We start from the raw sequence: 12,437 nt of genomic DNA, 5'->3' as shown, positions 1-12,437 counted from the left end.
ACCGCCTCGTCAGAGCGTGCGGTGCGTCCACCGACCCGCCAGGACCGTGCCGACGACGGGCATCCGGCGCAGCTGGTCGTCCGACGCGGCGAGCGGATCGACCTCGGTGACCACGAGATCGGCGACGGAGCCGACCTCGACCGTGGCTCGACCGCCCGTCGAGGCGGCGAGCGCCGCCGAGGCGACCAGTCGCTGTTCGGGGTGCCACGCCTCGCGTCCGTCGCGCGAGCGCGAGATCGCCGCGGCCATCGCCACCCAGGGATCGAGCGGGGCGACCGGCGCATCCGAACCGAGCTGCAGGCGGACGCCGGCGGCGACGAGGCTCTCGAAGACGTAGGCCCGCTCGGAGCGGCCCGCCCAGAGCCGGTCGACGACGTCGCGGTCGTCCATGGCGTGTTCGGGCTGCACGCTGGCCACGATGCCGAGGCGCGCGAACCGGTCGACGTCGTGCGCGTCGAGCAGTTGGGCGTGCTCGATGCTCCCGCCGCAGCCGACCAGCTCGAGGGCGTCCAGCGCCTGGGCGTTCGCGGCGTCGCCGATCGCGTGCACGGCCGGCACGAGTCCCGCCGAGGAGGCGCGGCGCAGCCACCCGACGAGTTCGTCGGTCTCGTAGATGCGCACCCCCCGAGCAGCCGGGTCGCCCTCGAGCCCGGGGTACGGGTCGTGGCAGTACGCGGTGCGGGTGCCGAGCGAACCGTCGGTGATGATCTTGAACGGCCCCATGGTGACGAGGCCCTCGGTGCCCGGGACCACGTCGCCGGTGCGCAGCCCGCGGGCGACGACGGCGTCGAGGTCGCGGGGGTAGACCCCGGGACGGATGCGGAGGCCCCGCGTGCCTCCGGCCACCCGACGTGTCCAGCGGTCGAGCGACAGCGTCATCTCGAGGTCGACGACGCCGACGACCCCCCGTGCGGCGGCCGCGTCGACGGCCTCGGCGACCCACCCGTCGAGCTGGTCGTCCGGTACGACGCTCACCGCGGCGCTGACGTCGAAGGCCGGCTGCTCGCGCAGCAGGCCAGTCGGGTGGTCGGCGTGACCGTGACGGGCCAGGGCGGACGAGTCGAGCCAGACGGAGTGCAGGTCGTTGCTCACGAGGACGACCGCCACGTCTCCGGCCACCGAGTCGAGGAGCGCGCGGCTCGGAGCATCGGGCCAGAGGGCGTCCTGGAAGCCGTAGCCGACGAGGGTCCCGCCCGCCTCGACCGGCTGGACGCGCAGGCGCTCCCCCACGATCGAGGCCGCCTCGGCGGCGGACCGTGCCCGCGACAGGTCGAGTCGTCGGCGCACCAACGCCCACTGGTCCATGTGGACGTGGGAGTCCCAGAGGCCCGGGGCGAGCCAGCGGCCGTCGAGGTCGACCACCTCGGCACCGTCGGGAGCGGGACCGGACGCGAGGGCGACGACCCGGCCGCCGTCGAGCAGGACGTCCACAGGAGCGGGTCCGCCGCCGACCAGGCGGGCGCCCGTCAGGAGCGTGCGCCGCGCCTCCTCGGCCCGGGTTCCTGCGCCGACCGTCATCGGTCGCGCACCCGGCGCATCTCGGCGGCGAGCGCCGGCTGCGCGTAGTGCTCGCCGTGCTCGAGCTCGTCCACGATGCGGTCGACGACCTCGGGTGCCTTGTTCTGGCTGAGCTTGGCGCGGGCGTCGAACCGGGTCACGCGCAGCCGGATGCCGACGGTGCCCTTCGCGACCCGGCGAGAGCCCTCGTCGTCGAGGGTGAGGGTCGAGGGCTCGGGCATGACGCGCTCGAAGTGGTCGACGAGCTCGCCCAGCACGCGGAAGTTCTCGTCGTCCGAGAGGATCTCGGGGGTGCCCCAGAGGTGCGCCGTGACGTGGTTCCAGGTGGGGATGATCTGCTCGGCCGGGTACCAGCCGGGTGAGACGTAGCCGTGCGGGCCCTGGACGATCACCATGACCTCGTGCTCGCCCAGTTCGTGCGAGCGCTCGTCCGGACGACCGACGTGGCTGACGAGCACGATGGCCCCCGGGTCGGCGTCGTCCTGCTCGAGCACGACGGGGTAGTGCGACGCGACGAGACCGGCCGCCGTGTGCGACACGATCGTCGCCCACGGGTTCTCGTGGATCAGCCTCTTGACCTCGTCGACGTCGGACAGGACGAACGTGGGGGTGTGCCGCATGCGGTCAAGTCTGGTCGGTCGGGCACCAGTACAGCTTGCGACCCGCGGCCATCTCCATCACGACGTTCGTCCCGCAGACCCGGCAGGGCAGACCCTCGCGATGGTAGACCCAGTGCCGGTCGGCCCGGCTGCGCAGGGCCTTGGCGTGCTGGGACTTGGTGAGACCGTCCATGGTCATCATCTGGCCGAGCTCCACGCCGCTCTTGAGCAGCTTCGTCCAGTCTTTGTAGAGGGCGCGCAAGACCTCTTCGGGGACCTGGTTGCCGGGAGTGTGCGGGTCGAGCCGGGCCCGGAACAGCAACTCGGCGCGGTAGATGTTGCCGATGCCGCTGACCACGCTCTGGTCCATCAGCAAGAGGCCGATCGGGGTGCGCTTCTTGCCCGCGATCGACACGAATCGGTCGGCGCCCTTCTTCGGCGAGTCGACGAGGGGGTCGGGACCGAGCTTGGAGATCGCCAGGTCGACCCCGGCCGCGTCGAGCACCTCGCACTTCGTCGGGCCACGGAGGTCGCCGACCGCGGTGTCGGTCAACAGCCGGACGCGCACCTGCCCGACGGGCTCGGGCGGGAACGAGTCGATGTCGTCCTCGGTCTTCTCCTGCTCCGCCATGCGCACGCGAGACCGGCGTGGCGCCCCGATGCTGGCCATCGAGTCCTCGCCGTCGTCGTCGGGGGCGTTCTCGGCCTTGCGGGTGGCCGCCCGGCGAGTCCGGGACTCGGCCATCGAATGGCCCGTGGCGATGGCGCCCGCGAAGTCCCACGCGCCATAGAGCCCGAGGTGCACGTGCAGCCACAGGCCGTTGTCGAACTCGAGGAACATCTGCTTGCCGACGGCCTTGGAGTCGACCATCGTGGCGCCGTCGAGCCTCGTCGCCCCGTCGGCGAACCGACCCTGGGGCGAACTCACCCGGACTCGGTGGCCGACGAAGCTCTGCTCGAACTGGTTGGCGATGCGGTGGACGGAATGGCCCTCGGGCACGGCGACACCTCTCTCGGTGGTCGATGGAACGGTCTCGGGCGTGTCGCCGGAGACGACGGAGCGGCGAGGCCCCGGTCGGGGTCCCGCCGCTCTCGACGTTACGTCGTCAGTCGACCGGGTGACCGGCGATGGCGCCCGTGGTCTCGTACTCGCCGACCTGCGCGATGCGGCGCACGTGGCGTTCGTCGTGGCTGAACGGCTCGGCGACGAAGGCGTCGATGAACGCCAGGGCCTCGGCCTCGGTGTGCTGGCGCGCCCCGATCGCGATGACGTTCGCGTCGTTGTGCTGGCGGGCGAGCTTGGCGGTCGAGTCGTTCCAGACCAGGGCGGCACGGACGCCCTCGACCTTGTTCGCGGCGATCTGCTCGCCGTTGCCCGAGCCGCCGAAGACGACGCCCAGCGCCTCGTGGCCGGCACGCTGGTCGCGCACGGTCGCCCGGGCCGCCGCGATGCAGAACGACGGGTAGTCGTCGAGGGGCTCGTAGCTCGTCGGACCGTGGTCGGTCACGTCGTGGCCCGCGTCGGTGAGGTGCTGGATGACGGTCGTGCTGAAGTCGAGGCCGGCGTGATCGGTCGCCACGTGGATGCGCATGGAGACGATCCTACGACCGGCTCAGTCGAAGATCGGCCCGACCGTGCGCGTGCGCTTGATCTCGAAGAAGCCGGGGTACGAGGCCACGGCGACGACTCCGTCCCACAGCCGCAGCGCCTCCTCGCCCTTCGGGGCCGGAGAGATGACGGGACCGAAGAAGGCGACGCCGTCGACCGCGATGACGGGCGTGCCGACGTCCTGGCCGACCCGGCCGATGCCGTCGAAGTGGCTGGCACGCATCTGCTCGTCGTACTCGTCGCCGTCCGCGTACCGCGCGAAGTCGGCGGGCAGTCCGACCTCGGCCACGGCACCGGCGATGACGACGTCGCCGTCCTTCTCGCCCTCGTGGTGGATGCGGGTGCCGAGGGCGTCGTAGAGCGGCTTGACGATCTGCTGACCGTGGAGTTCACCTGCGGCCGTGACGAGCCGCGTGTAGCGCAGCATGCGGGCGAAGTTGGCCTTGTACTCGTCGCTGACGTCGGCGTCCTCGTTGAGCACCGCGAGGCTCATCACGTGGAAGGTGACGTCGAGGTCACGGTGCTTCGCCACCTCGTCGACCCAGCGGCTGGTCATCCAGGCCCAGGGGCACGACGGGTCGAACCAGAAGTCGACGACGGTGTGGGACGCGGGAGCGGGGGTGTCGGTCATGCCCTCAGTCAACACCCCGGCGTCGTACAGCCGGTCTAGGCTTTCAGCGGACCACGAGTCCCCCCTCACCCCCCAGACGGATGGAGCCAGCGTGCCCGGAGAGAACCTCACCCGCGTCGAGGCGCAAGAGCGCAAGAACGTCGTCGACGTGCAGTCGTACGAGATCGCCCTCGACCTGACCCGCGGCGACGAGGTGTTCGGCAGCTCGACCACCGTGCGCTTCACCGCCACCCCCGGAGCGTCGACCTTCATCGACGCGCTCACCCGCACCGTGCACTCGGTGACCCTCAACGGCACCGCGCTCGACGTCGACGCGGTCTCCGACGGCGTGCGCATCCAGCTGGCCGAGCTGGCCGCCGAGAACGTGCTCGAGGTCGTCGCCGATGCCGAGTACACCAACACCGGCGAGGGCCTGCACCGGTTCGTCGACCCGGTCGACGGCGAGGTCTACCTCTACTCGCAGTTCGAGGTGCCCGACAGCCGCCGCGTCTTCGCGGTCTTCGAGCAGCCCGACCTCAAGGCGACGTTCCAGTTCACGGTCACCGCACCCACACGCTGGCAGGTCGTCAGCAACCAGCCCACGCCCGAAGCCGTCGTCGACGGTGAGACCGGCACCTGGACCTTCTCGCCCACGCCCGTGCTCTCGAGCTACGTCACGGCGATCATCGCCGGCCCGTACGACGTGGTCCGCAGCGACCTCACCAGTTCCGACGGCCGCACGATCCCGCTCGGCATCTTCACGCGCCGATCCCTCACCGAGTACCTCGACGCCGACTACATCTTCGAGAAGACCCGTCAGGGCTTCGCCTACTACGAAGAGAAGTTCGACTACGCGTACCCCTTCGACAAGTACGACCAGCTCTTCGTGCCCGAGTTCAACGCCGGTGCCATGGAGAACGCGGGTGCCGTCACCTTCGTCGAGACCTACGTCTTCCGCAGCAAGGTGACCGACGCCATCAAGGAACGCCGCGTCGTCACGATCCTCCACGAGCTCGCGCACATGTGGTTCGGCGACCTCGTCACGATGAAGTGGTGGAACGACCTCTGGCTGAACGAGTCGTTCGCCGAGTGGGCCTCGACCATCTCGACCGCCGAGGCGACCGAGTGGACCGAGGCCTGGACCACCTTCCAGGCGATGGAGAAGAGCTGGGCCTACCGCCAGGACCAGCTGCCGTCGACGCACCCCGTCGTCGCCACGATCAACGACCTCGAGGACGTCCAGGTCAACTTCGACGGCATCACCTACGCCAAGGGCGGGTCGGTGCTCAAGCAGCTCGTCGCCTGGGTGGGCATCGACGCCTTCTACGCCGGCGTCGCGGCGTACTTCAAGAAGCACCACCACTCGAACACCGAGCTGAGCGACCTGCTCGTCGAACTCGAGGCCACCTCGGGCCGCGAGTTGACCAGCTGGTCGAAGCTCTGGCTCGAGACCGCGGGCGTCAACACGTTGCGTCCCGAGCTCGAGGTCGACGAGAACGGCGTGATCACCTCGTTCGCCGTGCTCCAGGAGGCGGCCGCCGACCACCCCACCATCCGCCCGCACCGCCTCGCCATCGGCCTCTACGCCCTGCAGGGCGACGCCCTGGTCCGCACCGACCGCGTCGAGATCGACGTGGACGGCACCCGTACCGAGGTCCCCGAGCTGGTCGGCCTGAACCGCGGCGACCTCGTGCTGATCAACGACGACGACCTCGCCTACGCGAAGATCCGACTCGACGAGGTGTCGCTCGCCACGGCCATCGCCCACCTCTCGAAGATCTCGAACCCGCTGGCCCGCGCCCTCGTCTGGGGCTCGGTCTGGGACGCGACGCGCGACGCCGAGACCTCGGCCTCGGACTACGTGCGTCTCGTGCTCGACAACATCGCGACCGAGACCGAGTCGACGACGATCCGCACCACGCTCTCACAGCTGCTGCAGACCGCCCGCAGCTACGTCGCCCCCGCGCGCCGCACCTCCACGATCACCGAGGTCGGCGACGGCCTCTGGGCCCTCGCCCAGGGTGCCGAGGCCGGGTCGGACGCCCAGTTCCAGTTCGTCACCTTCTTCGCCGCGATCGCGTCGACCGAGACCCACCGGGAGGCGCTGGCCGGCCTGCTCGACGGATCGCTCGCTCTCAAGGGCCTCACCGTCGACACCGACCTGCGCTGGCAGCTGCTCGAAGGCCTCGTGCTCGTCGGCGGTGCCGGTGAGGCCGAGATCGACGCCGCCCTCGCCGAGGACAACACGGCGAACGGCGCCCAGGCCGCCGCGCGGGCCCGCGCGACGATCGCGACCACCGAGGGCAAGCTCGCCGCCTTCGCGTCGGTCGTCGACAGCGCCGAGCAGCCCAACGCCATCGTCCGGGCGACGACCCTCGGGTTCCAGCACACGAACGACCCGGCGATCCTGCAGCCGCTCGTCGAGCGCTACTTCTCGTCCCTCACCGGCATCTGGGAATCGCGCAGCTACCACATCGCCGACACCCTCGTCTCGGGGCTGTACCCGGCCGGCCTCGCCGACCAGGCCCTCGTCGACGCGTCGTACGCGTGGCTCGAGGCGAACCCCGAGACGCCGGCCCTGCGCCGCATCGTGAGCGAGAGCGTCGCGGGCGTCGAGCGGGCCCTGCGGGTGCAGGCGGTCGACCAGCAGTAGTCGTGCCCCGGGTCGCGCGACGACCCGACGACCGACCTGGACGGCGGGCCCTCTCACAGGGCCCGCCGTTCCGGCGTCCAGGCACCTCCCGGGTGGGGTTGCGGTGGCGTGCTTGACTTGTCGCTCATATGGACCTCCTCCTCGCTGCCGCCACCGACCCCGCCGCCCCGATCGCCTTCGACTGGGACGCCTTCTGGACGATGTGGGGAGTTCCCATCCGCATCGCTGCGATCCTGCTCGTCGCCGCACTCCTGCGCATCGCCCTGCACTTCACCATCCGGCGGGTCGTCGACCAGGTCGTGAACGGCATCAAGCGGAAGCAGAACGTCGACGACACGCAGGCCCTCATGGCCTCGCCGCTGCAGGCGGTCCGGGTCGTCCAGCGCACCCGCACGCTCGGCAGCGTGCTGAACAACGTCGTCACGGTGGTCGTCGCCGCCGTCGCCCTCGTCCTCATCCTGGGCGAGCTGGACTTCAACGTCGTCGCCATCGTCAGCGCGGCGGGTGTGGTCGGTGCCGGACTCGCGTTCGGCGCCCAGAACATCGTCAAGGACATGCTCAACGGCATCTTCATGGTCGCCGAAGACCAGCTGGGGGTGGGCGACGTCGTCGACGTCGGGCCCGCGGCCGGCGTCGTCGAGGCCGTCGGCATCCGCGTCACGCAGATCCGCGACGTGAACGGCGTGCTGTGGTTCGTCCGCAACGGCGAGATCCTGCGCGTGGGCAACATGTCGCAGGGCTGGACGCGCGTGGTCATCGACCTCGCCGTGCCCTACTCCGCCGACGTCGACCAGGTGCAGGACGCCATGTTGAACACCGCGAACGAGCTCGCCGCGATCCCGAAGTGGAGGCGCGCCATCATCGACCAGCCCGAGGTCTGGGGAATCCAGTCGATCGCCGAGGAGCACGTGGTCATCCGCATCGTCGCCAAGACACGGTCCGCCGACCGTGACAACGTCGACCGGGAGCTGCGGTCCCGTCTCAAGAAGACCCTGGACGCCATGGACATCGTGCTGCCCTCGCTGACGAGCGTCGTCCTCACCGGCTTCGACAGCGCCTCCTCGGTCCAGGGCGCCCGGGCGCCCCGCACGGCGCCGACGCCCCACGTGCCGCGGAGCAAGCGCAAATGACCGACCTCCCGCTGACGCCGCGCCCGTCCACCGCTCAGCCCGTCACTCCCCCACCGTCGGCCGTGCCGGTCACCGTCCGGCGGGGCCTCGGTGACGACGCCGCCCAGGGCAACTTCTGGCAGCAGATCGGTGGGCGGCCGACCTTCGAGAAGTTGGTCCGCCGCTTCTACGAGGGCGTCCGGACCGACGAGGTGCTCTGGCCGATGTACCCGGAAGCGGATCTCGAGGGCGCGATCCAACGCTTGACGGGGTTCCTCGAGCAGTACTGGGGCGGCCCCACCACCTACAGCCAGGAGCGCGGGCACCCCCGCCTGCGCATGCGGCACATGCCGTTCCGGGTGACGCCCGAGGCACGTGACCACTGGCTGCAGCACATGCGCGTGGCCGTCGACGACCTCGAACTCGCTCCGCTCGACGACGCGATGCTCTGGGGCTACCTGGATCGCGCTGCGCAGGCCATGGTCAACACGTTCGAGCGCTGACCGCCCACCGCCGGGCCGCCCGCTTCGGACCGCCCACCGCCGGGCCGATCGTCAGAGCAGGGACGAGCGCCGCTTGACGAGCACGTGGCCCTTGGGCGTCGTGAGGCGGGTCCACGTGCCGGTCTCGAACACCGCGACCTCGTCCTCGCCGTCGAGGAATCCCAGGCTGAGGGCACCGAAGCCGGCTCCGGCGGGAACCCCCTCGGCACCCTCGACGGGGGCCGACCACACGTCGGCTCGCACCCGGTGCACGATCTGCTCACCGGTGCCCGTGGGGATCGCCTCGGCGACGCGGGCGATTCCGGCCTCGGCGGTCGATCGGAGGCGGTCGGCCTCGATCGGGCCGAGTCGCGTCCAGCCCCCGCGTGGCGGCGAGATCGCTGCCCACGTCACGGTGTTGACCGTGGCGGGCACGGACACGGTGACCGCAGCGGTCGGGTCGACGACGTCGTTCTGCAGGCGTACGAGGCGCTCCTTCAGCGACCGGACCGGGACCACGGCGTCGAACTCGGGGCGGTCGTCGAGTTGGAAGGTGCGGAGCCCCAGCACGGTGGGGCTCGAGTCGAGCAGACCCATCGGGTAGAACACGGCGACGTAGACGGCCAGGACACCGGAGCCGGCGATGAGCCGGACCGAGCCGTCCTCCACCCGGCCCGCACGCCCGAGATAGGTCGCGAGATCGCTGAGGGACAGGGAGTCGGGGAGGGTGAATGCGTCGTTCATCGGCCCCCTAAACTACATCGCGTGACCGACGATCCGCTGCAGAGCCTGCTGTCCACCCTCGACCTCTCGCCGGCGGGCAACGTCGGTGGTCAGGACGTCTTCACGGGTGGGTCACAGCCCGAGCCGCTCGGTCGCGTGTTCGGCGGCCAGGTCGCCGCGCAGGCCCTCGTCGCCGCCCAGCGCACCGTCGGCGGCGGACGCGACGTCCACTCGCTGCATTCGTACTTCCTGCGGCCCGGCGACCTCACCATCCCCATCACGTTCACGGTCGACCGCATTCACGACGGCCGGTCGTTCGCGACCCGTCGCACCCAGGCGTCGCAGGACGGCGTGCCGATCTTCTCGATGATCGCGTCCTTCCAGACCCCCGACGAGGGACTCGACCACCAGGTCGACATGCCCTCCGGTCTTCCCGATCCCGAGGACGTCCCGAGCGACGCCGAGCTGCTGTCCGCGGTCGACAACCCCGTCGCCCAGTCGTGGGCCCGGCGGCCGTTCGACATGCGCCACGTGCCGTCGCCGGTCTTCTTCAGCGTCGAGGGCGACCACGTCGCGCACCAGGCCGTCTGGCTCAAGGCCACCGGCCCACTGCCCGACGACGCCGACCTGCACCGTGCCGCCCTGCTGTACGCGAGCGACTACACCCTCCTCGAACCGATCTACCGCCGTCACGGCGTCGCGTTCGTCACCCCCGGGCTCAAGGCCGCGAGCCTCGACCACGCCATGTGGTGGCACCGTCCCGCCCGCGTCGACGAATGGCTTCTCTACGTGCAAGAGAGCCCCAATGCGGTGGGCGGACGTGGTCTCTCGCTCGGGCGCATCTACGACCGCGCGGGCACTCTCGTGGCGAGCGTCGCACAAGAGGGCATGGTGCGGGTGCCGCGAGGCTGACCCGCCACGTTCCTGGTCAGCGCCGGCGGAAGGCCAGGGGTTCTTCGACGAACGGCGACCAGGCGTCGCGCTCGACGTCGGAGATGCGCCGGGGCTGATTCGTCGCCGAGTCGACCAGCACGATGGTGGTGGCGGCCTTCGTGAACAGCGTCCGGGGCTCGACGCCCTCGGGCGACCAGACCTCGTAGCAGACCTCGAGGCTCGCCCCGCCGAGTCGCCCGACCCAGATCTGCACGTCGAGCGGGGCCCGCAGGTACGGGATGGGGACGAGGTACTCGAGCTCCTGCCGAGCGATGAGCGTCATCGTCGCGGCGTTCGGACTGCCGTCGAGGACGGCGGCCGAGGACCGTTCGTCGATCGCCCCGTCGGCAGACCAGAACGCGTCGATGCGCGCCTCCTCGAGGAGGCGCAGCATCGACGCGTTGTTCACGTGACGGTACCCGTCGAGATCGCTCCAGCGGACTCGGGTCGGCACGTGCAGGCGGGTCATGACGGTGCGGTGCCGGTCAGTCGCGCGTGAGCTTGCGGTACGTGGCCGAACTCGGCTTCGCCGCGTCGGCGCCGAGGCGCTCGACCTTGTTCTCTTCGTACGCCTCGAAGTTGCCCTCGAACCAGTACCAGTTGGGCGTGCCGTCGTCGTTCAGGCCCTCCCACGAGAGGATGTGCGTGGCGATCCGGTCGAGGAACCACCGGTCGTGTGTGATGACCACGGCGCAGCCGGGGAATTCGAGGAGCGCGTTCTCGAGGCTGCCCAGCGTCTCGACGTCGAGGTCGTTGGTGGGCTCGTCGAGCAGGAGGAGGTTGCCGCCCTGCTTGAGCGTCAGCGCCAGGTTGAGGCGGTTGCGCTCACCACCCGACAGCACGCCGGCCTTCTTCTGCTGGTCGGGACCCTTGAAGCCGAACTGCGACACGTAGGCCCGCGACGGGATCTCGGTCTTGCCGACCTGGATGTAGTCGTGCCCCTCGGAGACGACCTCCCACAGGTTCTTGTTGGGGTCGATGCCGCCACGGCTCTGGTCGACGTACGAGATGTCGACCGTCTCGCCGACCTTGAGCTCGCCACCGTCGAGCGGCTCGAGGCCGACGACCGTCTTGAAGAGGGTGGTCTTGCCGACGCCGTTCGGCCCGATGACGCCGACGATGCCGTTGCGGGGCAGCGTGAACGACAGGTCGTCGATGAGCACACGCTCGCCGAACGACTTGTGGAGCTTCTTGGCGTCGATGACCTGAGAGCCGAGACGCGGGCCCACGGGGATCACGATCTCTTCGAAGTCCAAGGTGCGCGTGCGCTCGGCCTCGTTCGCCATCTCTTCGTAGCGCGCCAGACGCGCCTTCGACTTCGCCTGACGACCCTTGGCGTTGCTCCGGACCCACTCGAGCTCCGACGCGAGGCGCTTGGCGAGCTTGGCGTCCTTCTTGCCCTGGACCTGGAGGCGCTCGCCCTTCTTCTCGAGGTAGGTCGAGTAGTTGCCCTCGTAGGGGTAGAGGCGGCCGCGGTCGACCTCGGCGATCCACTCGGCGACGTGGTCGAGGAAGTACCGGTCGTGGGTCACGGCGAGCACGGCGCCGGGGTACTTGCTGAGGTGCTGCTCGAGCCAGAGCACGCTCTCGGCGTCGAGGTGGTTGGTGGGCTCGTCGAGGAGCAGCAGGTCGGGCTTCTGCAGCAACAGCTTGCACAGCGCGACGCGACGCTTCTCACCACCGGAGAGGTTCGCGACCTCGGCATCGCCCGGAGGCGTGCGCAAGGCCGACATGGCCTGCTCGAGCTGGGAGTCGAGGTCCCAGGCGTCGGCGGCGTCGATCTCTTCTTGGAGGGTGCCCATCTCGGCGAGCAACGCGTCGAAGTCGGCGTCGGGCTCGGCCATGGCGGCCGAGACCTCGTTGAAGCGGTCGAGCTTCTGCTTGATGGGACCCACGCCCTCTTGCACGTTCTCGAGGACGGTCTTGGTCTCGTCGAGTTCGGGCTCTTGCATCAGGATGCCGACCGAGTAGCCGGGGCTGAGCTTCGCCTCGCCGTTGCTGGGGGTGTCGAGCCCCGCCATGATCTTGAGGATCGTCGACTTGCCGGCGCCGTTCGGCCCCACGACACCGATCTTCGCCCCCGGGATGAACGACATGGTGACGTCGTCGAGGATCAGCTTGTCGCCGACCGCCTTGCGGGCGCGCACCATCGAGTAAATGTATTCGGCCATGACAGCGAGTCTATCGGGCGGGGCCCCGCC

Annotated in this window: 12 protein-coding genes; 4 read left to right on the top strand and 8 right to left on the bottom strand. The window is 70.1% G+C overall.

The window, feature by feature from the left end; genetic code table 11:
• Positions 1-9 precede the first annotated feature (9 nt).
• The 5 genes from ACIOSR_RS08315 to ACIOSR_RS08295 form a co-directional block, all read right to left on the bottom strand.
• The gene (locus tag ACIOSR_RS08315) at positions 10-1,518 is read right to left on the bottom strand and encodes an amidohydrolase (protein ID WP_402752338.1); all 1,509 of its coding nucleotides are present in this window, start codon (positions 1,516-1,518) and stop codon (positions 10-12) included.
• A complete protein-coding gene (locus ACIOSR_RS08310; RefSeq protein WP_123571864.1) occupies positions 1,515-2,138 on the bottom strand; it encodes an FMN-binding negative transcriptional regulator in 624 nt (207 codons plus the stop codon). The genes ACIOSR_RS08315 and ACIOSR_RS08310 overlap by 4 nt, the downstream gene beginning before the upstream one ends.
• Positions 2,139-2,142: 4 nt before the next feature.
• A complete protein-coding gene (locus ACIOSR_RS08305; RefSeq protein WP_123571865.1) occupies positions 2,143-3,117 on the bottom strand; it encodes an Fpg/Nei family DNA glycosylase in 975 nt (324 codons plus the stop codon).
• Between the two features lie 106 nt (positions 3,118-3,223).
• The gene (locus ACIOSR_RS08300) at positions 3,224-3,709 is read right to left on the bottom strand and encodes a ribose-5-phosphate isomerase (protein WP_043597130.1); all 486 of its coding nucleotides are present in this window, start codon (positions 3,707-3,709) and stop codon (positions 3,224-3,226) included.
• Positions 3,710-3,730: 21 nt separating this feature from the next.
• A complete protein-coding gene (locus ACIOSR_RS08295; protein WP_402752337.1) occupies positions 3,731-4,357 on the bottom strand; it encodes a DsbA family protein in 627 nt (208 codons plus the stop codon).
• Positions 4,358-4,448: 91 nt separating this feature from the next.
• On the opposite strand from ACIOSR_RS08295, the gene pepN reads away from it, so the two are divergent.
• From pepN to ACIOSR_RS08280, 3 genes are all read left to right on the top strand, one after another.
• Positions 4,449-6,989 carry an aminopeptidase N gene (pepN, locus tag ACIOSR_RS08290; RefSeq protein WP_402752336.1) on the top strand — a complete coding sequence of 847 codons (2,541 nt, stop codon included), beginning with the start codon at positions 4,449-4,451 and terminating at the stop codon, positions 6,987-6,989.
• A 128-nt stretch (positions 6,990-7,117) separates the two neighbouring features.
• Entirely contained in the window at positions 7,118-8,119 is a 1,002-nt protein-coding gene (locus ACIOSR_RS08285) for a mechanosensitive ion channel family protein (RefSeq protein ID WP_402752335.1), read from the top strand.
• On the top strand, positions 8,116-8,601 hold the full coding sequence (locus ACIOSR_RS08280) for a globin (RefSeq protein WP_402752334.1): 486 nt from the start codon (positions 8,116-8,118) through the stop codon (positions 8,599-8,601). Before ACIOSR_RS08285 ends, ACIOSR_RS08280 begins: the two co-directional genes overlap by 4 nt.
• A 51-nt stretch (positions 8,602-8,652) precedes the next feature.
• Here the strand turns inward: ACIOSR_RS08280 and ACIOSR_RS08275 are convergent, their stop codons facing one another.
• Positions 8,653-9,324, bottom strand: coding sequence for a hypothetical protein (locus tag ACIOSR_RS08275; RefSeq protein ID WP_056048412.1), 672 nt, complete (start codon positions 9,322-9,324; stop codon positions 8,653-8,655).
• A 21-nt stretch (positions 9,325-9,345) separates the two neighbouring features.
• Between ACIOSR_RS08275 and ACIOSR_RS08270 the strand changes: the two genes are divergently transcribed.
• Entirely contained in the window at positions 9,346-10,215 is an 870-nt protein-coding gene (locus ACIOSR_RS08270; RefSeq protein WP_236557022.1) for an acyl-CoA thioesterase II, read from the top strand.
• 16 nt (positions 10,216-10,231) lie between these two features.
• Here the strand turns inward: ACIOSR_RS08270 and ACIOSR_RS08265 are convergent, their stop codons facing one another.
• Together ACIOSR_RS08265 and ettA are read right to left on the bottom strand one after the other, a co-directional pair.
• The gene (locus ACIOSR_RS08265; protein WP_056048417.1) at positions 10,232-10,705 is read right to left on the bottom strand and encodes a thioesterase family protein; all 474 of its coding nucleotides are present in this window, start codon (positions 10,703-10,705) and stop codon (positions 10,232-10,234) included.
• Positions 10,706-10,721: 16 nt separating this feature from the next.
• On the bottom strand, positions 10,722-12,407 hold the full coding sequence (ettA, locus tag ACIOSR_RS08260) for an energy-dependent translational throttle protein EttA (RefSeq protein WP_056048420.1): 1,686 nt from the start codon (positions 12,405-12,407) through the stop codon (positions 10,722-10,724).
• Between the last annotated feature and the right edge of the window lie 30 nt (positions 12,408-12,437).

The sequence above is a fragment of the Frigoribacterium sp. NPDC087798 genome, assembly GCF_044742985.1.
Lineage (GTDB): Bacteria > Actinomycetota > Actinomycetes > Actinomycetales > Microbacteriaceae > Frigoribacterium.
The sequence above is the reverse complement of the archived record's forward strand: the minus strand, read 5'-3'. Positions and strand labels throughout refer to the sequence as shown.

Coding starts and splice junctions, on each gene's coding strand:
- ACIOSR_RS08300 (WP_043597130.1), bottom strand. CDS start 3,709: ATGCGCATCCACGTGGCGACCGATCACGCCGGCCTCGACTTCAGCACG.
- ACIOSR_RS08295 (WP_402752337.1), bottom strand. CDS start 4,357: ATGACCGACACCCCCGCTCCCGCGTCCCACACCGTCGTCGACTTCTGG.
- ettA (WP_056048420.1), bottom strand. CDS start 12,407: ATGGCCGAATACATTTACTCGATGGTGCGCGCCCGCAAGGCGGTCGGC.
- ACIOSR_RS08280 (WP_402752334.1), top strand. CDS start 8,116: ATGACCGACCTCCCGCTGACGCCGCGCCCGTCCACCGCTCAGCCCGTC.
- ACIOSR_RS08275 (WP_056048412.1), bottom strand. CDS start 9,324: ATGAACGACGCATTCACCCTCCCCGACTCCCTGTCCCTCAGCGATCTC.
- ACIOSR_RS08310 (WP_123571864.1), bottom strand. CDS start 2,138: ATGCGGCACACCCCCACGTTCGTCCTGTCCGACGTCGACGAGGTCAAG.
- ACIOSR_RS08265 (WP_056048417.1), bottom strand. CDS start 10,705: ATGACCCGCCTGCACGTGCCGACCCGAGTCCGCTGGAGCGATCTCGAC.
- ACIOSR_RS08285 (WP_402752335.1), top strand. CDS start 7,118: ATGGACCTCCTCCTCGCTGCCGCCACCGACCCCGCCGCCCCGATCGCC.
- ACIOSR_RS08315 (WP_402752338.1), bottom strand. CDS start 1,518: ATGACGGTCGGCGCAGGAACCCGGGCCGAGGAGGCGCGGCGCACGCTC.